The sequence below is a fragment of the Pseudolabrys sp. genome (genome assembly GCF_035943735.1).
GTDB lineage: Bacteria > Pseudomonadota > Alphaproteobacteria > Rhizobiales > Xanthobacteraceae > Pseudolabrys.
The window spans coordinates 26,395-47,445 of sequence record NZ_DASZBV010000023.1 but is presented as its reverse complement, the minus strand read 5'-3'; the positions used below and the strand labels follow the sequence as shown (position 1 = coordinate 47,445).

The 21,051-nt window shown below is 61.3% G+C and carries 13 protein-coding genes, 1 tRNA gene and 2 pseudogenes; 6 read left to right on the top strand and 10 right to left on the bottom strand.

What is annotated here, in order from left to right:
- The 10 genes and pseudogenes from VGV41_RS18330 to VGV41_RS18285 form a co-directional block, all read right to left on the bottom strand.
- A partial coding sequence (locus tag VGV41_RS18330) for an integrase arm-type DNA-binding domain-containing protein (protein ID WP_326865419.1) occupies positions 1 to 281 on the bottom strand: 281 nt, incomplete at its 3' end.
- 232 nt (positions 282 to 513) lie between these two features.
- Entirely contained in the window at positions 514 to 819 is a 306-nt protein-coding gene (locus tag VGV41_RS18325; RefSeq protein ID WP_326865418.1) for an ETC complex I subunit, read from the bottom strand.
- A gap of 93 nt (positions 820 to 912) precedes the next feature.
- Positions 913 to 1,299 carry a helix-turn-helix transcriptional regulator gene (locus tag VGV41_RS18320; RefSeq protein WP_326865417.1) on the bottom strand — a complete coding sequence of 129 codons (387 nt, stop codon included), beginning with the start codon at positions 1,297 to 1,299 and terminating at the stop codon, positions 913 to 915.
- An 86-nt stretch (positions 1,300 to 1,385) separates the two neighbouring features.
- Positions 1,386 to 2,669: pseudogene (locus tag VGV41_RS18315) on the bottom strand (porin); the annotation flags it as partial.
- A 402-nt stretch (positions 2,670 to 3,071) separates the two neighbouring features.
- Positions 3,072 to 4,289, bottom strand: coding sequence for a tyrosine-type recombinase/integrase (locus tag VGV41_RS18310; protein WP_326865415.1), 1,218 nt, complete (start codon positions 4,287 to 4,289; stop codon positions 3,072 to 3,074).
- A 430-nt stretch (positions 4,290 to 4,719) separates the two neighbouring features.
- Positions 4,720 to 4,796: transfer RNA gene (locus tag VGV41_RS18305), tRNA-Pro, on the bottom strand.
- A gap of 1,726 nt (positions 4,797 to 6,522) precedes the next feature.
- On the bottom strand, positions 6,523 to 6,696 hold the full coding sequence (locus tag VGV41_RS18300) for a hypothetical protein (protein WP_326865414.1): 174 nt from the start codon (positions 6,694 to 6,696) through the stop codon (positions 6,523 to 6,525).
- A 1,055-nt stretch (positions 6,697 to 7,751) separates the two neighbouring features.
- Entirely contained in the window at positions 7,752 to 7,991 is a 240-nt protein-coding gene (locus VGV41_RS18295; RefSeq protein ID WP_326865413.1) for a hypothetical protein, read from the bottom strand.
- Between the two features lie 355 nt (positions 7,992 to 8,346).
- Entirely contained in the window at positions 8,347 to 10,128 is a 1,782-nt protein-coding gene (locus tag VGV41_RS18290; protein WP_326865412.1) for an ATP-dependent helicase, read from the bottom strand.
- Complete coding sequence (locus VGV41_RS18285) at positions 10,121 to 11,908, bottom strand: ATP-dependent nuclease (RefSeq protein WP_326865411.1); 1,788 nt, start codon at positions 11,906 to 11,908, stop codon at positions 10,121 to 10,123. Before VGV41_RS18285 ends, VGV41_RS18290 begins: the two co-directional genes overlap by 8 nt.
- 171 nt (positions 11,909 to 12,079) lie before the next feature.
- Here VGV41_RS18285 and VGV41_RS18280 point away from each other — a divergent pair, with 171 nt between their 5' ends.
- The 6 genes and pseudogenes from VGV41_RS18280 to VGV41_RS18255 all read left to right on the top strand — a co-directional run bounded on the left by VGV41_RS18280 (position 12,080) and on the right by VGV41_RS18255 (position 20,884).
- The gene (locus VGV41_RS18280) at positions 12,080 to 14,662 is read left to right on the top strand and encodes a PD-(D/E)XK nuclease family protein (RefSeq protein WP_326865410.1); all 2,583 of its coding nucleotides are present in this window, start codon (positions 12,080 to 12,082) and stop codon (positions 14,660 to 14,662) included.
- Positions 14,659 to 17,961: a UvrD-helicase domain-containing protein gene (locus VGV41_RS18275; protein WP_326865409.1), complete on the top strand. Its 3,303-nt coding sequence runs from the start codon at positions 14,659 to 14,661 to the stop codon at positions 17,959 to 17,961. The genes VGV41_RS18280 and VGV41_RS18275 overlap by 4 nt, the downstream gene beginning before the upstream one ends.
- A 29-nt stretch (positions 17,962 to 17,990) precedes the next feature.
- Positions 17,991 to 19,553 carry a hypothetical protein gene (locus tag VGV41_RS18270; RefSeq protein ID WP_326865408.1) on the top strand — a complete coding sequence of 521 codons (1,563 nt, stop codon included), beginning with the start codon at positions 17,991 to 17,993 and terminating at the stop codon, positions 19,551 to 19,553.
- Between the two features lie 92 nt (positions 19,554 to 19,645).
- Positions 19,646 to 19,771, top strand: a pseudogene (locus tag VGV41_RS18265) (antirestriction protein ArdC); the annotation flags it as partial.
- A gap of 346 nt (positions 19,772 to 20,117) precedes the next feature.
- The gene (locus tag VGV41_RS18260) at positions 20,118 to 20,435 is read left to right on the top strand and encodes a hypothetical protein (protein WP_326865407.1); all 318 of its coding nucleotides are present in this window, start codon (positions 20,118 to 20,120) and stop codon (positions 20,433 to 20,435) included.
- Positions 20,354 to 20,884 carry a terminase small subunit gene (locus VGV41_RS18255; protein WP_326865420.1) on the top strand — a complete coding sequence of 177 codons (531 nt, stop codon included), beginning with the start codon at positions 20,354 to 20,356 and terminating at the stop codon, positions 20,882 to 20,884. The genes VGV41_RS18260 and VGV41_RS18255 overlap by 82 nt, the downstream gene beginning before the upstream one ends.
- Positions 20,885 to 21,051 lie beyond the last annotated feature (167 nt).

Here is a 21,051-nt window from a genome sequence, read left to right as displayed (position 1 = left end):
CGCTCGGAACCGGGGTCGATACCGCGCCCAAGCTTGGCGTCGGCAAGCTGCCCGCGAAGGCCCTCCGCACGATCCTGGGCGGCCTTGAAGCGCATCCCCGGCCATTCCCCGATAATGACGCGGCGGCTTTTCTGCCCGATCTTGTATTGGAAGACGAACGTGGCCGAGGTGCCCTCGCCGCGCTGGCGCAGCCTCACCCCAAAGCCCCTGTCCGCCCAGAAAATCTGATCGGTCTTGCCCGGCTCCAACCGCAGGGCCTTCACGTCCGCATCGGTCCGCATGGCTTTGCCCCTTGTCTGGGGAAGCGTCTGGGAAGCCTAGCGGCGGCTTCCCAAGGCTTCCCATGGCCTCAAACGGCTCTAACAGACAGAGGGTATATGCTTGGTTTTGGCTGTTTACAAGGGATTTGACGCGCTATGGCTTCCCGTGTCCCTCAGAATTTGCTGACTTCTAAGCTGAGGGTCGCTGGTTCGAATCCAGCCGGGGTCGCCAGCCGCACAGCCTTGCCGGATCTCAGTGGGTCCAGGCGTCGCGGCGGCGGAACGCGAAATTGTCCGAGTAGGAAATCGCCCGGCGCGCCGCCGGCTTGTCCTCTGACACCTGGTAGGCGATGCCATTGCGCTCGCAGTACGCGATCGCTTCTTCCTTCGTGTCGAACCGCAGCTTCACTTGCGCCCGGGTGTCGAAGGACGAAGTCCAGCCCATCAGCGGCTCGACCTGCCGCGGCACCGCCGGCTCGAAATCGACGACCCAGTCCTTGGTGTTGGCCTGGCCGGACTGCATGGCGGTTCTGGCGGGTTTGTAGATACGGGCGGTCATCGGGCCTCTGCCGGTTCGGATGCGCGACTCGTATAGGGCGAAGGCCGCGCCCTGGCAATCGGCGGCGTCAACGTCGCGAAGTGCGTGAAAGTTTCAGGCGCGGCCGGCGGAACGGTGCGCGACGGCAGTGATCCCCAGTTCGACCCGGGTCTTGCGCGCGCGGCGCGCCTTCAGCGTCGCCGGGCGATCGAGCACCGGCGAGCGCACGGTGACGCGAAAGCCGCCGTCGTTGAGATCTTCGAATTCGATGCCTTCGTCGCGCCAGATCTCTTCGATCGCGCGGACGGTGCTGCGGCGCGGCTCGGTGTCACCCTGCTCGATCTTGTGTACGGCGCGCTGGCTCAGGCCAATGCGGAAGCCGAGCTCGCTCTGGCTCCAGCCGAGCACCGCGCGCGAGAGGCGCAGCTTGGCGGCGAAGGCCAGCCGCTCGAGCCGCATCAGTTCAACGAGGTCGCGTGACAAACCGGTTTCGACGTACATGGCGAAAGTCCGGGAACTCAGGAACGTCTAGAAGCGGAAAACCCCCGGCGGTTTCCCGCCGGGGGTCTCATCCGGATCAGCTCAGATCACGGATAGAAGTCGCGGTGCACGCGGAAGCGGACAGCGACGTTGTCGACGTCGTTACCCGAGGCCACGCCGGCCGCAGTGGTCGTCGTCGCGGACTTCAGCTTCGAATACATCACGTCGAGACCGACATAGAGGTTCTTCGTGACGTTCCACTGGGTGCGCGAACCGATCCAGTAGGTGCTCCAGTTGTTGTCGCAGGTGCCGGTGGCGCCCACCTCGAAGGTGCAGAGCGTCGCGTTGGCGGTGGTGTTGTAGCTGACCGCGGCATAGCCGCCGTACAGCGACGTCTTCCACGCCTTGCTCCAGTGGTGATCGTAGGCCGCGTTGACGCCCCAAGCGGTGGTCAGATCCACGCTCGAGCCGGCAGTGGCGGCGGAGTACACGCCGTCCGACAGAACGCCGAAGCCGAAGGTGGCGCCGGTCGCTTTGAACCAGTTGGAGTTCGGGGTCATGAACACGTAGCGGGACGCACCGTTCGTGTAGTTGACCTGGGTCTGGAAGTAGTCGCCCGGGCCGAACATCGGCGCGTTCAGCTTCAGGCCGGCGCCAACCGCGTAGCCCCACTTGTCCGACGGCCCGTTCGCAGTCGGGGCAGCGGTGTAGTAGGTGGGGTTGACGTTGTGCGCAGCGGCCATGACCTGGGCGCTGCCCCACGCCTGGTCGAGGCGGAGGTTGCCGACCACGTCGGGCGCCTGGAAGCCACCGTAGCTGCTGGTGGTCGTGACGCCACCCGTGCCGAAGGCGGTCATCGCCGACACGATCTGCGTGTCGCGACGCTCTTCGGCCGAGATCGAGGCCGACAGACCGTTGCCGAACTGCGCGGTGTACGCGAACACCTGCCAGCCCGGATCACCCGTGTCGGAGGCCGGGAAGGCGCCCCAGAACGACGACGCCGGCACGCTGTAGAAGTCGTAGAACGACTGCGCGATACCAGCGGTGAACCCGGCGAACTGGATGAACGCACGGTTGGCGCTGAACGTGTTCGACGGCGAGTCCGCGCCAACGTCGGACGTGCTGATACCGACGGCGATATAGCTGCGCAGCGTGCCGTACTCGGTCTGCTCACGGGCATCGGCCGTGATGTAGCCGCGGGCACGCATCACGCTGTTGTTGGTCGTGCGGTTGTTGACGTCAGCGTTCGCCCAACCCCAGGCGAAGCTGCCGTTGTTGCCGTAGCTGTACTCGGCGCGGACCCAGCCACCGACTTTCAGGCAGGTATCGGTGCCGGGCATATAGTAGAAGCCGGCGCCGTAGAGCGAGCAAATCTTCACGTACTGGAGGGGTTGCGCGTTGGCCTCGCGCGCGAGCCCGGGTGTTGCGCATCCCGGCGGGTGAGCGCTGTGCTCGCCGGAGCGCTTGGCGTCCCCTGCCCCTCTGGGGCGTCCCTAGGTCGCCGGCAAAGCCAAGCCGTTGAAAGCGGGTCGACCTTTCCACCGCCACATCCGCGATCCGCGGAATGGTCTGTAGGTATAGCCTAGGTCGGGCGCGAAAAAGGCCTTCCCGGCAGGGCTTTTTGGGAGTCGCGCACGCGCGTCACTGTCGCCTGTGGCGCTTACCGACTGGTAAATGCGCGCGCGACGGCCGCGTTCGATAGACGGAAACGAGAAAGACCCGCCGCGGATGCGCTCCGCGACGGGCCTTCGGCTCTGTCGATTATGGAATGCGCGCCGCTTGCGCGGTGCGCGTTAGTCCGGCGGACGCGCCATCACGCCGAAGGCACCGCCGGCGCCGGCGCTCTTGCGCTCCACGCCGGGGAAGGTGATCACCTCCTGCATCAACTCGGCGGCATCGGTGAGCGTCTCCTGCGTCAGATGCGCGTAGCGCTGCGTGGTGCGCGCGTGCAGATGCCCGAGCAGGCCCTGCACCACGTAGAGCGAGACCCCGCGGTTGACGAGGAAGCTGGCGAACGAATGCCGCAGATCGTGCAAGCGCACGTCCTCGAGCCCGGCACGCTTGCGGATGCGATCCCAGGGAAAGAACAGCGATGCCGACGGCCGCCCGGTCACTGGCGAGGGGAAGATGTACGGATTGCCGTCGAGGCGCGGCGTCGAGGTCAGCAGCGCGATCGCCGACTGATTGAGCGCGATGACGCGCGCGCGCCCGGACTTGGACTTCGGCACCAGCAGCGTCTTCTTGGTCCAGTCGACGTAGTCCCACTTGGCGTAAGTGATCTCGTTGCGCCGCCCCCCGGTCAGGAGCAGCAGCATGATCGAGCGCGCCGCCGTCTGGTTCTCGTCGGCGTGGATCGCGCGCACCAGCGCCTCCGCCTCCTCCTCGCTGAGGAAACGGTTGCGCTGCACGTCCGGTCCGGCGGAGAGGCCGGCGGCGGGGTTTTCCAGACCGCCCGGCACCTTCCACTTACGCGCCAGATTATAGATGTAACGCAGAATGACGATGACGCGGTTCATCGTCCCCGACGCATAGCCGTCCTCGCGCATCGCGTTCACGACCGTGGAGATCGCCTCGGTCTTGAGTTCGTCGAGGGCAAGATTGCCGAGTTTCGGCAGGACATGGATGCGCAGCACCGTCTCGTCGGTCACCCAGCTGTTCTTGTAACCGCGCACGTAAGGCAGATAGCGCTCGGCGACGAAGTCCTTCAGCAAGGGAATGCCGCGCATCTCGCGCCGCTTCTGCTGCGGGTCGGCGCCGAGTAGTGCCTCCGCCACGATTTGCTTCGCCTTGCGCCGCGCCTGGTCGAGCGTGAGCACATCGGCGGGACCGATCTTGTATTGCCGCTCGCGACCGCGCTCGTCGGTGTAGCGCTGGTAGTAGGTCTTGCCGCCGGACTGACGCACCTCAAGCAGGAATCCGCGTTGACCAAAGTCGAAGAAGTCGGTCTTGCGACGTCCGGCGCCGCATGCGGCCTCGCGCACGAACTGCGCGGTCAGGGTCATCGTCGGCATGACGCATCTACTCGCAACGCTGGATCCCCCCGGTCACCGGCTTCACTCTCCCCAACGGGGCCGGTCGCGTGCACGAAATGGTTATGAAAACGACAATATCCGGCATAACCAGCGCATAAATTCTTGCGTAATATCAGCCCGCAAGCAAGGTAAAATCATATTTTATGAACTGTGGAGCGTAGAAAACGCAGTGCGCGAATACGCAAGTATTCGCAATGGTTTGCTGCGTGTTCTCGTCGTGTTCTGCCGGATTTCCGGCACAGAGACCGGTGCCAAGCTACCGCACCTCTCTGGACGTCGTAATACTTGTCGATCAGGCTGAATACTTAGGCTGTACGCCTGAATACTAAGAAGCCGCGGTCCATCGGACGCGACCTGCAGCGGCCAGCGACTGCATGGCGTTTATCCGACTCGGTTGGGAGAAGAGCAGTGGTCGGGGCAGCAGGATTCGAACCTGCGACCTTCTGGTCCCAAACCAGACGCGCTACCAGACTGCGCTATGCCCCGCCGTCTCTAAAGCCATTGTTTTACAAGGGCTTGTCCCTGCGATCGCTCGACCTGATCCGGTACGAAATCGGAACGATTGGGAGCGAAATAGCATAATCGGTCGCAAACTTTCACAACAAATTCACAACAAGAAATTGGCGCGGACCTATCGCACGGCGCCCGCCGGCCGGCAACTCGAAAGGGTGGACACCTAAAGGCGCGGCCCACCAAAGTGTCCTGTAGTCGACCTGCTCAGTGTCGCAGCCGCTGGCCGACCAGGCGACCAGCCCGCGACTTGGTCGAAGGCGTTTGAGGCCGGCGACCGTCCCGGGGGTTTCCAGCGTCACCGCCGCCGGCGCGGGTCGTTACGTGCTACTCGCTCGGATGCAGGCCGTCGAGCACGGCGAACCGCACATAGTAGACCATATTCGGCGTGCCTTCGGCGCCCCCGTCGATGGCCGACCTGGTCGACCGGCACCAGGGCTTTTCAATTCATCGAGCGCGAGCCACGACCGCCTCGGCCGCTGTCACTGCGGTCGTGCGGCGCTCTCTGTCCGTAACTGTCCGCCGCCGCGGCCGCCGGCACGGGCCATGGCTTGGCGGGCCTGGCGATGCGCCCGGGTCGTCGAGTTGCCCGCGCATCAGGTAGTATCGCACGACGTTGAAGCCTGCGACGGGCGCCCCGAAGCGTCGTGCTCGACAAAGACGCCCGCGGCGGCGAGCCGCTTCAATTTGTTCGACCCCGCTTGTTTCGAGAGACCGGCGCGCTTAGCGACCTGCAAGACCGACCGCACGGCCTTTTCGTTCGGCCTGTCAACCGGCGCGATGAGCTCTGTCAACATCGTCAACCTTGAAATTCAAATCGACCCACTGGAGCAATTTCGGGGCCTCCCCGCCCGCATGATGGGCAGGGGCCGGGAAGGACCCGCAGCACTAGCCCCTAGGCCTAGCGGGTATTGATTGACATGACCCGAGACATTCCTACTGCGTTTCTACTGACAAACCCCGCCAATAGCGCCGACCTCGTGCTTGAGCCGCTTTCGAGCGACGCCGCGACGGTCTCAGCCCGCCGCCGCCTCGCCTTGGTCGCCTCGAGGAACAGACCCGAGCGTTGCTTAACGATCTCCCCCCAATTCCCCGCCCTCGACGTTTGGAAACACGTGACCGGTAGGCGCACGACAGAGAAGCCGCGTCTTGGCAAACCGGACGTGGTGAAATGACGGGAATGAATGTCCGATTCCAGGGCTCTGCCGTGAGGCTGCGTTCCCAAGCGTCGAAATACCCGAACGCAATGTAGCCGTTGTGCACGCGGATGCTATAGGCGAGCGCAGCAGGAGCGGCGCGCTTGGCGAATCTGTGCAGCGCCTTTTCGTTTCGCGATACTTGACGCCAATCTGCGGCAGGAGCACCGGCGGTGCGCGTCTCGGCGCGCCACGATCGAATCGTGCGGCGGATAGCATCGGGCGCGCCCTCCGCGGACGCTTTCATGGCGACTTCAATCCACCGAATGCTGTTCGTTCGCGTCGAGCTTCGACTCGATCGATCCAATTGCTACCGCCTTAAGCCGTTGCGGATCTCCCCAGAGGCGCCGCTGCCGCGCCTTAGAGGTCGGCGCCAAGTATCCTCGACGAGCGTGCAGTCAACGAAAGCGATCTGCGCTTTAGCCTCGCCGAGATTCAACTCGCGCCAGGCTTAACGCGGCCTCGCGACTCGCCTTGGCGCCCTCGGTGCACCCGCACCTCATGGACTAGCGCCCCGCCTTTGCCGGGTTGTCAACGACGGTAGCGGCATAGACGAGGCCGCCGAGACCGAAACCGAGCGGCGCCCGGTCATCGAGCAGCGCAGCGGCGACCATCGCGCGCCGATAAGGCAGATGAGCAGCACGACCGAGCACATGGTAATTGCCTATCTGTATATCCATCGCACCATGTGTTGCCGCTCCCTTGGTGACTATGTCGGGTATGTCGGGACTATGTCGGGTCGAAAATCAACCCGGCATGGGACGTTTGTATTTCATATCATATACTTACACTTTCTCATGTCGGATATGTCGGGTCATTTGACCTCACGTACATAAGAAAAAAGGAAAGCAAATCGCCCCCCAAACCCCGTTCGCATTTACACGCGCGCACGATCAACCCGACATACCCGACATACGCCCCGACAACCGCTTGAGAGTTTTGCGGTTTTCGTTATGTCGGGTCGCAATTGGGTGCCGACATACCCGGCATAAGCGACATGGGATGGCGAAGGCGCGAACCCCGACGCGCCAATCACCAACAGCGGTAGCATGCGCCGGCTCGCGGGCGAAGGGCCGACCAGTTTCGCGCGGCAAATATTAACAAAAAGCGAACGCATCATGCCGACACGCCGTCGTTGGCAAGATGCGGCGGCTTGTCGGGATGCGCGCACCGCGTCGCCGCCGGGAGGTCGTGCAACCGAACGCTGAGGTAGCGCCGGCCGCCCACGTGCCGCTCTTTGGTGAACCCCTTTTGCGACACATCGATTGATTGACAATCGGCGGGCAGCTCGACAGTCGCGACGGTCCAGGGTAGTCGACGTCGACGCACACCTCGTCATCGGCTGCCCCTTCAGTCAGGGGACCCCGCACAAAGGGGGTGCGGGGGTGTCGTCGGGAGGCGGCAAATCGCCGTTTTCAATCAGGTTCGCGATATCGTTTTCGTTGCCACATCGGATCTTGCACAACCACCCCACTAACCCCCTTTCGATCCCGCTTGATCACGCTAAATACCCTTGAATTATCAATGAATTAGCTGCATTTTGTGCATTGCGTACAGGGGGCGGTTATGGCAAATTGGGGGCGGTTAGAGGGGTTGAAAACGGCGTTCCGATCCCAGCAAACGATCCCCGTTTCTCCTCGACCGATCCCAGTTGCGGGACCAGGAGGAACGCCATGCCAAGCCTGACCGACACAGCAAACGTTAGAAGCAGGCCCCAGCGAGCAGCGCGTAACTCTTAGCGAACCTGTCGCACCGACCGCATGACGCTCTCTGCGATGCTGAGGCTCAGGCCCATATCGAGGCATAGCTTGAAGAACTCCTCCGGCGCGTCGGAAACATCGAGGTGATGCTGTCTTGTCAGGTCCCTAGCAAATTTCCCGATTGGCACGACATCGCTCGATGTCACCCATTCTGGATTACCGACCTCTGCCTCGAATTTCGCGATGACGTCATCAGGAAGTTCAGGGCCGAACAAGAAATATCTCAGGTATGGAATAAAATGAGGGTGCGTGTAAATCTCGGCTCCCGTGCACCCGTTGCGCTCGAATAGTCCTTTTCGAGAAGCCTTGATCCGACCAAAATTTTACCGAGGATCATTCCAGTAGTTTAGCCTTTGTAGCGGCGCTGCCTTGCACTCGCTCAAAGAAGCTAAGAGCGCCAGGATGGGCTCTTTGTTGGCGTTGTAAGCCGCGTGCCCGTCAGCATGATCGTGGTGCGAAACGCGAAGATCGATCCTTTGAAGAAGCTCGGCTTCGCTCTCGCTAAGATCAATATGATATTTCTTCACTTTTCCTCTCTTTTTGGTGCGTGGCCTATCCTGTGAGGCGCTCCTAGTCCCGCTGGCTTCTCTGGTAGAGTTCACGGACCCATGGCGAGTGGTGGTGCTCTTGATACACAAGGCTGAGATGCTTCTTTGGTCGTGTCACACCGACGTAGAACAGCCGCCTCGCTTCGCGAAGTCCCGCCGGAGTGCGCCTGTCGCGTTCGCTCGGGATGTCGCTGGCGTTGACGCCATACATGATGACGGCGTCGAATTCCCTGCCCTTGGCGCTATGTAAGGTGCTGAGATTTACGCGTCCCGCACCTTCGACACGCCCCGCGAAGTGAGCGAGCGAGAGATCGAGATCTCGTGTCGGATCTGTGTTGGTGATCATTTCGTCGCAGATGTGCCATTCAACTTCCGAACTTCGGGCAACGTCGCGCCAAGGCGTGATGATTTCTCGATGGAAGCGCTCCAGCCATGTATGCGTGGTTTCCTGCGTCCCGATCGAGGCATTGAGGAATGTCATAAGCTGCGCTGACACATCCTGATGTTCGCGTTCGCTGGCATGCCGCCCGAATACGAGCGCGATAGCCTGCGACAGAAGCCGCGCATAAGGTGGGTCAGCCTCTCTCCATCCCCCAGTCACCCAGCGGGCACAATCCTCAATGAAGCGCGCGAGGCGCGAGTTCCTTCTGACGAGGGCGTTGGTGTCTGTTCGGACAAAGGGAATATTGGCTTCTTTCAGCGCATTCGCGACCTTATCGCCGAGCCACGCCGCTCGATAGAGAACCGCGATTTGCCCGAGCTCAAACCCCTGTTCGATGAGCTTTGGGATGATCGTGACGGCAATGGCTTGGGCCTGCGAGTCATGGCCATATGGGACGTGCCAAAAGCTCAGATCCCCTTCGGGGGCCCCGTCGATACCGCGGTAATCGCGCTCTTCGCCAAGCGCGCCCAAAGAAGCGCGAATAATCTTTCCGCCCGAACGGTAGTTGAAGCGCAGCCTGATGGTCCGCACATCGGCGCGCCGCGTCAGGCTTTCGAGCAGTTCAGGATTGGCGCCGGCAAAGGCATAGATTGACTGGTCGGCATCGCCAACGGCGAAAAGCCGGATTCCCCCCTCAAAACACAAGAGCAGGACGAGTTCATGCAGTGCGTGGCCGAGATCCTGATATTCGTCCACAAACATCACTGGGAACCGTGCCCGGAGAGCCTCACGGATCCAGACATGTTCCCTGATCATACGGTAGGCGAGAAGCGGCATATCGTCGAAATCAAGCAAGCCCTGGCGGCGCAGTTCCGCCTCATAGGCCTCGATGAAAGCCGCTAGTTCGGGATTGCGCCCACGCCACTCGGGCCGCGAGCGATCGACGTCGCGCTTGCGCTTCTCGGACGCGAACTCCCACCGCCGGTGGGGATCGTCGGCGCCGTTGATGGCGTTGCGGTACGCGAACTCCACGGCCGCCCTCGCTTCCAATCGCGTCGCGACCCTGAAGTTAGGAGGAAGGCCCGTGGGCACGCAGCGGACATAAGGACCGATCACCTGGCTCAGCGCAAAGCCGTGCACCGTCCCGATGAACGCGCGCTCTCCAGGAGCAATGCCGAGGCGCGCAAGACGAGTTTCGAGTTCGACCGCGCACTCGTTATTGTAGGTGATACAGGCAACGCCTCGCGGTTCGACCACGTCTTGCACCAAAACCCGCGCCATAGCCGTCGTCAGGGTTTTGGTCTTCCCACTTCCGGGCCCCGCCAGCACGATACAATGCCCGGTTTCAACGACAGCGGCCGACTGTTCCGGGTTCGCCTGGAGCTCAGCCAGGGCCTGACGAAGTGCGCGATCACTAGACATTCGCGACCAATCCAACGACGGCGTTGATTGCGCTTTCAATATAGGCAGGAGGCTTGAGGCCGGCGGTTTTCTTCGCCAGGCGGGCGCCGAGCCGGCCTTTGCCAATGCTAGCGATCATGGCAAGCATTTGTGCAGCATCCACCGCCGCGCCGGCCCGCCAGGCGGCGATGCGGGCAGTTCGCACTGAACCGAAGTCCTGCTCACTCAGGATATCGAGCAGCGGTTTCAGCAAATTGGGTGTGTTGGCGACGGACACCTCGAAGGTCTGTTCGTTGAGGAAAATGCTGGATTTTGCAGCGCCCGCGCTGAACGCGGCATGGTCCATTGCTTCCCACGGTGCCAATTGCGCGGTCGTCAGGAGAGGCTGGCCGCGAACCGCAAGCATGTCCTGCCAGAGATCCAGCGTCCGCTTTTTTCCCAGAGCAGCCTTCGTTCCGTCGAGAGGATCCCAGTCGGTGATCACACTATAGGGAAGCTTCAACGCCTCAGCGAGCTTCACATAGGGACGGAAGTTCACCCCGCCGACATTGCACACCGTTATTCCGAGCTCGTCCAACGAATGGCCGAGTGACGAGGCGAAGATTGGCAGCAGCGCCTCCTCTGCGTCGCCTTCGATAAAAATGACGCCTCGGGCGAACAGCAACTCGGCGCGTGTCGCATTTAGGTAGGTTTCAAGATCGTCGATCTCGTCCGAATTTACCGGCAGGTTCGCCAGCGAGAATGCCTGGGTCGAGCCCGCCTGCCTCTTCAACTGAACGATTGATCGCAACGGGGTGACTGCGGCCAAAGTCGGCGAATGGCTGGTGACGATCATCGCCTGCGAGGCGTCGACACTGCCCAGCAGCTTCTTAAAGACAGATCGCTGCAGCTGCGGGTGAAGATGCGCCTCCGGCTCCTCGATACACAGGAGCGAGAAGTTTCGTTCGTTCTTCTTGCGGCGCCATGAAAACTCCGCGAGCTTTAGAGCGAGCAGCGCCACGTTGGCCGATCCAAGACTGGCATCCCCAATGCCGCGCTTCCCGTTGTCGATGAACATCGCAATCGCCCTGAACAGGCGCAGCGGGTCAGTTGGCGCGAATCGCAAGCGAGCGTCGATATCATGCGCTTTTCCGGAAAGATGGAGGATGCCCGACCGCAACTCATCTTCCAACGTCTTGATCGTCGGAAACGTTTCGAGCGTCTTGGTCGCCTTGTCGAGCTCGGCAGCTACAGCGTCGATATCCGTGCGACTGATTCCGGAAACGGCGTCCTCGAGCAGAGGGCGCAATGGCGAACTACGCCAGTTCCCCAACTGCCCTTCAGCATCTCGCAAAGCGTCAAGCAATTCGATCGCGATGCGGCGCCGGACCCTACTAGGAAGCGAGCGGGTTTCATCGCCGCCTCCGAAAACGATAAACTCACAATCGGCACTGGATTGTGGAGCACCGGTAACCTCGGTCTTTTTGCGGAAGACGTAGCTGAGTTGCGCGATTGTTGGATCATATGACGCGCGGAAATCGGTCAGAATCGCGGTCAGGGCCATATCCGGCGCGAAATCTGAAAGCTCCAGATGTACCTCGATCGGCGCACTGAAATCAGCCGGCCCTCCATCCCAGAAGTCGGTCAGCTTCAGCTGCCTGGCCGAGTCAGGGAGGGTCGGATCAAGTATGAGCTGGATTGCAAACAACAGATTGCTTTTTCCGACTCTATTCTGCCCGAGCAACACGACATTGCCAGCTAGCGGAATATCGATAGATTGAAAGTTTCTGAAGTTTCTTATGCTCAACTTGTTTAGACGCATTACGCCCCCCAGGATTGTATGTCTTTATTAGCCCAACACTTCGGCAGACCGAGAGTCCGAGCAATCATCGAGACTCGATCGACAATAGCGTAACGTAGGCAAATGATCACTCGCTCCGCCCACATCGTCGACGGTTTGCTCGCTTTACGCAGTGCTCGCGCTGCAGCTGCCATGAGCGGTGCCATCGGCCGCGAAATCCTGACGCTTCCCCTTCTCGCCGGTCGCCTTGCCGGCGGGTTTACAACGCCGGCGGGGACCGACGTTCTTTACCCGGCGATTCAGGCAGCACTTGCTGCAGGCGGCTTTCGAGATATTGCCGGCATTGCGGGCTTGCCGGGCATGCCGCGGGCGGTCCTTCAATCGCTCGATTCGGTCTGGCGCTCGGACTTGGATTTAGCCTCACTCGCCCACGAAGCCGCGCGGTTCCACGACCTTGCTCTGATTGAGGCGCGAATCCGCGAGGGCCTGCCAGCCACCCACCTGCTGCCCCGCGACCTTCGCGACGCCGCCGTCAAACGCGCTGACTACACCCGCACTCTTCTAGGCACCGTCACACTTGCCGGCATCGTCGAGGTTGATCCGGTTTGGCGTCCCCTTCTCAATGCAATCACACCCGGGACCGACCTGTCCTGGGATATGCCGGACATTGTTGAGCAGCCTTGGTTCGGCGGCGCGATCCGCAAGAGCGCAGCCCCCGGACCTACACATATTTCCGCGGAAGCGAGCGCAGATCCGAAATCAGAGGTCGTGGAGGCGCTGAGATGGGCTAGGCGCCTGTTATCGACGGGCCAGGTCAAGGCACAGGACATCGCAATCGCCGCGACCTCGACGCAAGACTGGGACGATCACTTTCTTGCCTACGCGAGAAGTGCGGCACTGCCGGTCCATTTTTCTCATGGCGTGCCGGCGTTGAGCACCGCGGACGGTCAGACCTGCGCTGCCCTCGCGGATATTCTAGGCAATGGTCTCAGCCAGGAACGCGTCTGGCGGCTGCTCCGGCGCCTTCCGTCGCGGCCGTTCGCCAGCTCCCTTCCCGAAGATTGGTTCGCTGGCATTCCGAGAGGGGCAGCGCTACGGAGACTTGATCAATGGCGCGAAGCGTTCACCGCGGCCAGGCCACAGCGGGCCACCGCCGAGCTTGCCGAGCAAACTCTTCTGCCGATCCTCGATCTTCTCGCCCGCGGACCGGAGGCTGGAAGCGAAGCCGGCACGCGACTGTTGAGCGGCGCCAGCCTGACGATGTGGGAAGAGGCACTGCGAAGCGCCCCGCCGCATGCAATCGCGCTATCGCTCCAATCACTACGCGTCGCGGATCAACGCGAACCTGCCAATAGCGTTGTCTGGTGTCCGGCATCGCAGTTGGTGTCGTGTCCGCGGCCGTTCACACGTCTGCTCGGCTTCACCAGCCGATCCTGGCCACGTTCGGACCATGATGATCCCCTCATCCCGCATCATATGCTCGAGCGCCGCAAGCTGCATCCGGTCAGCACCGCCGAGCGAGATCGCCTTCATTTCGAGATCATAAGGGCGCAAACGCGCGAGCAACTGGTCTTGTCGCGAGCTCAGCGAAACGCCAGAGGCAGCCAGTTATCGCCGAGCACTTTATGGCCCGGCGACACGGTCGTTCACAAGCGCGACCGTGTGCCAGAACACGCCTTCAGCGAAGCCGACCGGTTGTTGGCGCGCGCCCGCGACGCCGGACAGCTCGCGCATGTGCGGCAGGCTCAGCTCTGCTGGCGAAACTGGCAGTGGCGTGCGGATCTCACTGCACATGACGGATTGTCGGACGCCAATCACCCAGCGATCGAGGCCGCCCTTGTGCGGGTCCAGTCGACTACCTCATTGCAGCGCTTGCTGCGTGACCCGCTCGGATTCGTTTGGCGATATGCATTGGGCTGGCGCTCGGCTCGCCAAGAGCCCGAACCGTTGGAGCTCGATCCGACGTCGTTTGGCGAACTGGTACACGAGTTGATCAGCGGTGCGATCTCAGCGCTTGAGCCCGCGCCGGGATTTGCGCGCGCAAGCGCCAACGAAATCGAGGCAGCAATCGAAGGCGCTTCAGCGGCTGTCCTTGCCTCATGGCCATTGCAACGATCCGTCCCGCCGCCGATCCTTTGGCGTCACACGGTAAAGGAAGCGGCGCGCAGGACAGCGAAAGGCCTTGCCACCGACGATCTGGTACGATCCGACACGCGAAGCTGGACCGAGGTGCCATTCGGCCAAATCGGCTTGGTATCGGAACAGGTCCCGTGGAACGCGACGTTGGTTGTTCCGATCCAGCCGACCGGCCTAGTCTTCGGCGGCCGGATGGACCGCCTGGATATTCGCGCGACCGGCGATGCCGCGAGGATCACCGACTACAAGAGCATCAAGCCACCTCCCAAAGCGCAACGCATCACGCTTGGACAAGGGCGCGAGCTGCAACGCGTGCTTTACGCAATTGCTGTGCGGGCCCTACTGCCTGAGGTGAGAACAGTGTTCGCACGTCTGGTCTATTTGGCGGATGACCCGGCAACGTTCGAGCTCAAGGGAGATGAACTCGACGATGCAATCACGCACGCCATCGGCTTCCTGTCGGCGGCAACGACAATCTTGCGCAGCGGACGGCTTGCGCCACGGTGGGAAAAAGACGCCTTCTATGACGACATGCGTCTTGCGCTCCCAGCGGATCGCGAAAGCTATCTTCGTCGCAAGGCCTCTGAATTCCGCGCCGCCAACCAGCAACTCAACAAGCTTTGGAGCGCCGCGACATGACGCTCGTCGATCAGGACAACCGTTGCCGGGCAATGACAGACTTCTCGTCGATCCTGCTGGTGGAAGCGGCCGCGGGAACCGGGAAGACGTCGCTCATGGCCGGGCGCGTGGCGATGATGCTCGCCGCTGGCCACCGCCCCGGAGAGATCGCCGCAATCACCTTTACCGAGTTAGCGGCAAGCCAACTTGCTGCGCGAATTAGAGAGACCGTCGACCTCCTGCTGTTGGGCGTGGTTCCGGCTTTCCTGAAGGCGGTCATTCCGCAGGGTCTGTCCGACCAGCAGCGAAACGCGCTCATTGCCGCATCCGCGCAACTCGACGAGTTAACTGCGACAACGATCCACGGTTTTTGTCAGGCGATCATTCGCAGCCATGGCGTCCAGGCAGGCCTTGATCCTGGAGCTCGCGTCGCCGACGCGATCGTCGCCGACGATTTGTTCATGGCAGAATTGTCAGCGTGGTTCTCGCGGCGGCTCGCAACTGAAGCCTTAGAGGACGATCCGATCGTTGTCTTGGCGGAGCATATCCCGCTGCAGGTGGTCGACCTCGTCCGCGAACTTGCACTCCTGCGGCGCAAGCACCCCGATGCCGAGCCGATCGCGCCGCCCCGAAGTCTGCGACCCGACATCGACTTCGTCCAGGCGGTCGACGACTTCGAGCGATGGAGAGTAAGTATCGGCGACGAGGCATGGGCGCGAGAAATCGCACAGGAACTTGGGAGGCTTGCGACACGCTACCAAGGCTGCTTCACCGGCGATCCGGATTTTCGCTCGTTGTGGCAGCTCTGCGATCCGGGATCGGGCCGGTTGTTTGGACGGAAGGGATTGCAGCTCAAGACGTATGACGAGGCTGCTCGGGGTTTTGGCGCTCACAAGAATGATGTTGGCGACGATTCAGGGCGGGCGCTGTTCGACGCGGTCAACGACACGTGGACCCAGCTCATTGGCCACATCGCAAGCACTCTCGTCTGTTCGCTATCAAGCTCGCTTGACCAACTTCTGGAGAGCTATAGCGCTCGCAAACGCGCGGCGGCAATATTGGATTTCGACGATCTGATAGTTCACGTTCAGTCGCTTGTGCGCTCACACGAAGAGGTTCGGCAGGCAGTCGGGCGGCGCTATCGGTATATTCTGGTCGACGAGTTCCAGGACACGGACCGCAGTCAAAGTGAGATTCTGTTCTCGATTGCTGCAACCGCCGAACGTCCAACGCATTGGGAGGCCGCGCGGCTGCGCGCTGGAGCGCTTTTTCTCGTCGGCGATCCGAAGCAGGCGATCTATCGCTTTCGCGGTGCCGATATCGAAGCTTACGAACTTTGCAGCAGGCTGATCCAAGGGCAGGATGGCGGAGCAGTTATTGAGGTCACTGCGAATTTCCGATCGCTTAGCCCGATAATCCATCACGTCAATGCATGCTTCGAACCGGTTTTTGCGAAGCCTTCTCAGCCCCGATATGTCGCTCTGGCCCCAACACTGTCCGACGTGTCGCAGCCTCTGCCGAGCGTGGCACGTTCCACGATCGAAATCCCTACGGCCGAGCGTATTTACGCGGAGATGTTTCGGGAGGCCGAAGCGGAACGGGTCGCGGATATCTGCGCAGCATTGGTCGGAAACCTGCCGATTCTACGGCCCGACAACACGCACACGCCCCTGAAGGCGGGCGACATCGCGCTTCTGTCACCCGGTCATACGGAACTCTGGCGTTATGAACGTGCGCTTGAGCAGCGAGGTCTCGCGGTTTCATCTCAAGCCGGCCAGACCTTGATGCGACGGCAGGAGACGCAGGATGTCTTGGCACTCGTGAGGGTGCTGGCAGATTCGTCGGACACGTTCGCCTTCGGCGCCTTCATGCGCGGTCCGTTGGTTGGGCTGAGCGAGCAGGAGTTGCTCGACATTACCGCTGCCCTCTCCGCAGAGGGGACGGCTCAGACCTTCTTTACTGTCCGCACAAATCCTGACCTAGTGCAGCATCCGCTTGCCAAGGAAATTCTCATATTGCTGCAGAGCTTGCGGCGCAAAACGGCCGTTGTCACTCCGAGCCTGCTCCTCGCGGAGGCCATCGAGCGCCTGAACGCCCGCGTCATCATCGCGGCGCGCCATGGCAACCGGAACGCGCGAGCCCTCGCCAACCTGGATTCACTGATTGAAAAAGCTCGCAGCTACGGAGTTGCCGGCTTACGCGCTTTCGTTCGCGATCTTCAAACTGACTGGGAGCGCAAGGCCAGAGCACCGGAGGGTCGCATCGACGCTGCGGAGCATGCGGTCGAGATTGTCACGATCCACAGCGCAAAAGGGTTGGAATGGCCAGTGGTCATTCCAATCAATTCCACTACCGAGCTCTATCGGCCGGACCAATTCGTTCATCGGCAATCCGATAACAGCCTGCATTGGATGATCGGTGGCGTCGCACCCCCGGAGCTGGCGGCCGCGCGCGCAGCAGAAAGCCTCGAGGATGCCAATCAGCGCGAGCGAATTTGGTATGTAGCGAGCACTAGGGCGCGAAACCTCCTGATCCTCCCCCATATCCCTCAAGCGTCTAAGGATTCATGGTTTAGCTCTGTCGACCTTCATCAGCTCGAAGTCCCAGAACTGGATCTTTCTTCGTTCACGCCACCGACAAACCGTCCGGGCGCTTCTCATCCGAACGAGCAATCGGCTGACATTTTTGAGACGGAACAGCGCAGCGTCGAGGACAGCGCGCCACCTCTCGTCTGGCTCAGACCGAGCGAACACGACGGTGATCGTCTTGGGGACTCTCTTGATGGCGTCATCACCTTGGAGAGCCAAGCGGAGCGTTTCGAAATTGCCGGCGCTGGGGCTCGGCGTGGTGTGATCCTGCATAGGCTTATGGAGGAACTCCTGAACGGCGAGCTCGCGGATGAACTGCCAGCGAGCATCGCACGCGCCGACTTCCTGCTCGCTCAGCTAACGCCCGGCACAGGCGATGATCGAACGCGGCCCGATCCCGCCGAAATGGGGGCAGCCGCGATTCGTACCCTTGCTCTGCCCGAAATTGCTGAGCTTCGGCCTCTTCTCAAACCAGAGATTCCGGTTTGGGGGACGGATGGGGACGTTCTTATCGCGGGTCGCGCCGATGCTTTGGCCATCGGCGACCAGGGTATTGTCGCCGCGATTGACTGGAAGTCGGATGTCAACCCGACACTCGCCGTTCGCAAGGCACACGCGCAGCAGCTGCGCGACTATCTGTCAGCGACCCATGCCGCTCGTGGCGCTATCGTATACATTACGAGCGGTGAGATTGCGTGGGTCGACGCGGCTGACACCGCGGCACGCGTATGAGGATCGAAGGTTCAGGCCAAAGGAGCTGAATGGAAAGCGAGTTAGATCCCGATCGCATTGGCCGCATCGGCGAACGGCAGTTCGAAGCGCTCTGCGAGCGCGCCGGCCTCTATTGCAACAAGAGCGCCGTCGACGTCATGGGCTGGGATTTCATCGTCGAGTTCCCAATGGCGCCGGCTGGCCAGGCGCTACCTCTCGATCAACGCCCCACCAATGCCGCTCGTGTTCAGTTGAAGTCGACGCTCGGACGGGCCGGCAATCGTATCCGCCTCAGCCTGTCCGCCATCGATCGCCTGGCCAAGGACCCTCGGCCGGCGCTCATCGTCGTGTTTCGGCTGCGAGCTGACGGCGAACTCCAGTCCGCCTATCTCGTCCACCTTATCGGGAATGAGCTCGCGCGCGTCCTCAGGCGATTGCGACTGGCGGAGGCCCGCAAGACTCACGACATCAACCACACCGATATCAGCTACGACTATGAGAAGGTCGGGGTGCGCTTCGAGCCCACGCCCGCTGGCTTATTGGCAGCCCTGAGTGAGGCCTGCGGGCAAAATCCCGGCGCCTACACGATCGAGAAGCAACGGCAGCTCGCCGAACTTGGTTATGAGAACGGCCAGTTCGAGGCCGAGGCGCTTATCCAGATCGATGGTCCAGAGCATTTCAGCAGTCTATTGCTCGGCCTCGCGCCCCTGAAGCCGCACCGACTTCGCGTGTTCGACAGCCGGTTTGGCATACGTCTTCCCTATCAAGGCACGCTGTTCGATGACCTCGAGGAGTTGCGTCTTACACCGCCTACACTGGGTTCCTGCGAAGTTTCGATCCGCGGACCTGGCTTCGGACAAGCGGCGCGGTTCGATGGCGAAATGTTCATCGGCCCCCCGATGGCCGAGCCGCATGGAGCAGAGCTTCTCGTCCGTACCCCAGACTTCATCATCAGGCTGACACCACCGGCGCTCAAATTCGAAAGCGTCGGCTCGATCGACGATATGGAACACACCCTGGAGGAGTGGGCGGAACTCCTTCGCGCGCTCACGCTCATGGCGACGGGGCGAGCCACCCTGACGATCGCCGGAAACGACCGAATCCCGTCGATTACATTCCCGGTCGATCAACCCGTCACCGGACCGTACCTCGAGGAGCTGCCGCTCATCTCCGCGTTTGTGGATGGCTGGCTGCGCCTGCTCACGAACGCTGGCCTTCGCTCCACCACCAGCTTCAAGTTCGATGCGTTTTGGGAGTCCAATGAAGCACGCATGGCCGTGGACATCCTACTTAAGCCGAAATCGGAGGCTCGCTTCGAGTTCCAGACCCTTGAGATCGAAGAATCGTCGCCTCCGCCCGAAGGCCTGTATTTCAACAGCACGTCGTTTGCCGACACCAGCATAACGTTCAGCGCGAAGGTGTTCTTCGAGAAGACCGACGATCCGGAATGGCGGTATCGGTCGACGGGCTTCGAAGCTCTCGATGTTCGGCCGAAGGTCGACGATCTTGAAGAATACGGGATTGACCAGGCGACGGCCTTCGATCTGAAGCTCATCATCGACCCCAGAAATATCACCTTGGTCTCCGCGAGGGCTGCGGTCGAAGCTGACTAATCGTTTGATGGTCCTGCGCTCATCGGCCCCGTGCGCTGATCATGCCGTTTACTCGAGTGCTTCCGGTCCGCTGAACGGATCGGCATGCCGACTACATCGGCAACTGGCTCGAGCTCTTGCGAGATGACGATAAGGCCATCCTCACCGCGGCGAGCAAGGCCAGCCAGGCGGCGGAGTATTTGCGCAGCTTCTCCGAGACAGTCGCAGAGGCAGCATAGCCCCCACGTTGGGGGCTTTTTCATATCGTTTGTTGAACGAGTTCTATTTTGGCGGCACGAGTGTCGGAGCCGGTATAAAATGGCCATCGCCGCGCACGGGCGGCTTCGGATGCGGGTGCAGCCTGTTCTCGCTATGGGACATGTGCATCATGAGCTTGCACTCACTGCACTGGAATGTGCGCAGCTCCGGCATCCCGGCAAAGCTCGGTTCAAGTTTTATGAGCCGCATCGGCCCGCGGCACATCGGGCACGGTGGACTATCTACATCGACGCTGTGATATGCGGTCATGATCGGAGGCTACGTCCCACCCCCATCCCTGCCAATCCTGTATAATTACTTAAAACGGTGGCAGCACGTGAAACTGAAATACAGGCGTCAATCTGCGACTACTTGGCGTACAAACGCCACTTCTTCTTCAGATCCAACAATATTCCGGTGTTCGATAAGGCTCGCGGCGCCTTCCGCGCGCTCCCGAAGCACACCCCGCGCGGCGTCGCCGACATCATCGTCGTGCATATAGGTAAGCCCTACTTCCTCGAAGTGAAGCGGCCGGGGACCTATCAGCGACCCGAGCAGAAGGAATTCCAAAAGGCGGCAGAAGCGGCGGGCGCGCTATACGCGGTGGTGCGCTCGATAGACGACATTCAGGCCTTGGGGCTATAGCAAAAATAGAGAAGCCCGGCACAGACAGGCCGGGCTTCTCCTCCCAACTAGAACCGCCCTACGCCGAGCACATCGGCCACGAAATCAGCACCTACATTACGGAGTGCAAGGCGCACTCGTACCTGCCGACGGTCGAAGGCTTGGCCGTCCACCTCTGTGTTGGCCGGGCGACCGTCTACCGCTGGCGAGAGGAGCACCCGGAATTCCGAGACATCTTAGAGCAGCTCCTGGCGATCCAGGCCTCGATGCTCATCCAGAACGGCCTCAAGGGCGAGTTCAACTCGACCATCACCAAGCTCATGTTCAGCAAGCACCGGGGCGAGGACGGACAACCCTATATGGACAAGCAGGATATTAGCAGCGGCGGCCAGCCGATAACGCCTATGACCGATGGAGACCGAGCAGCTCTTACCGAGCTCCGAGACCTTCTCAAGCAACGAGCAGCTTAGCGACGCGCTGGCTATCGTCGAAGGGCTTACGCCCCAGGGGCGCCGGGAGCTGTTCGCCGATCCGACCTACTTCCCGCTCTTCTTCGCCTACTATTTCCCAGAGTACATCAAGTACCCGTTCGCCGACTTCCATTTCCGCATGTTCGCGGATACGGGACGCCCTTTGC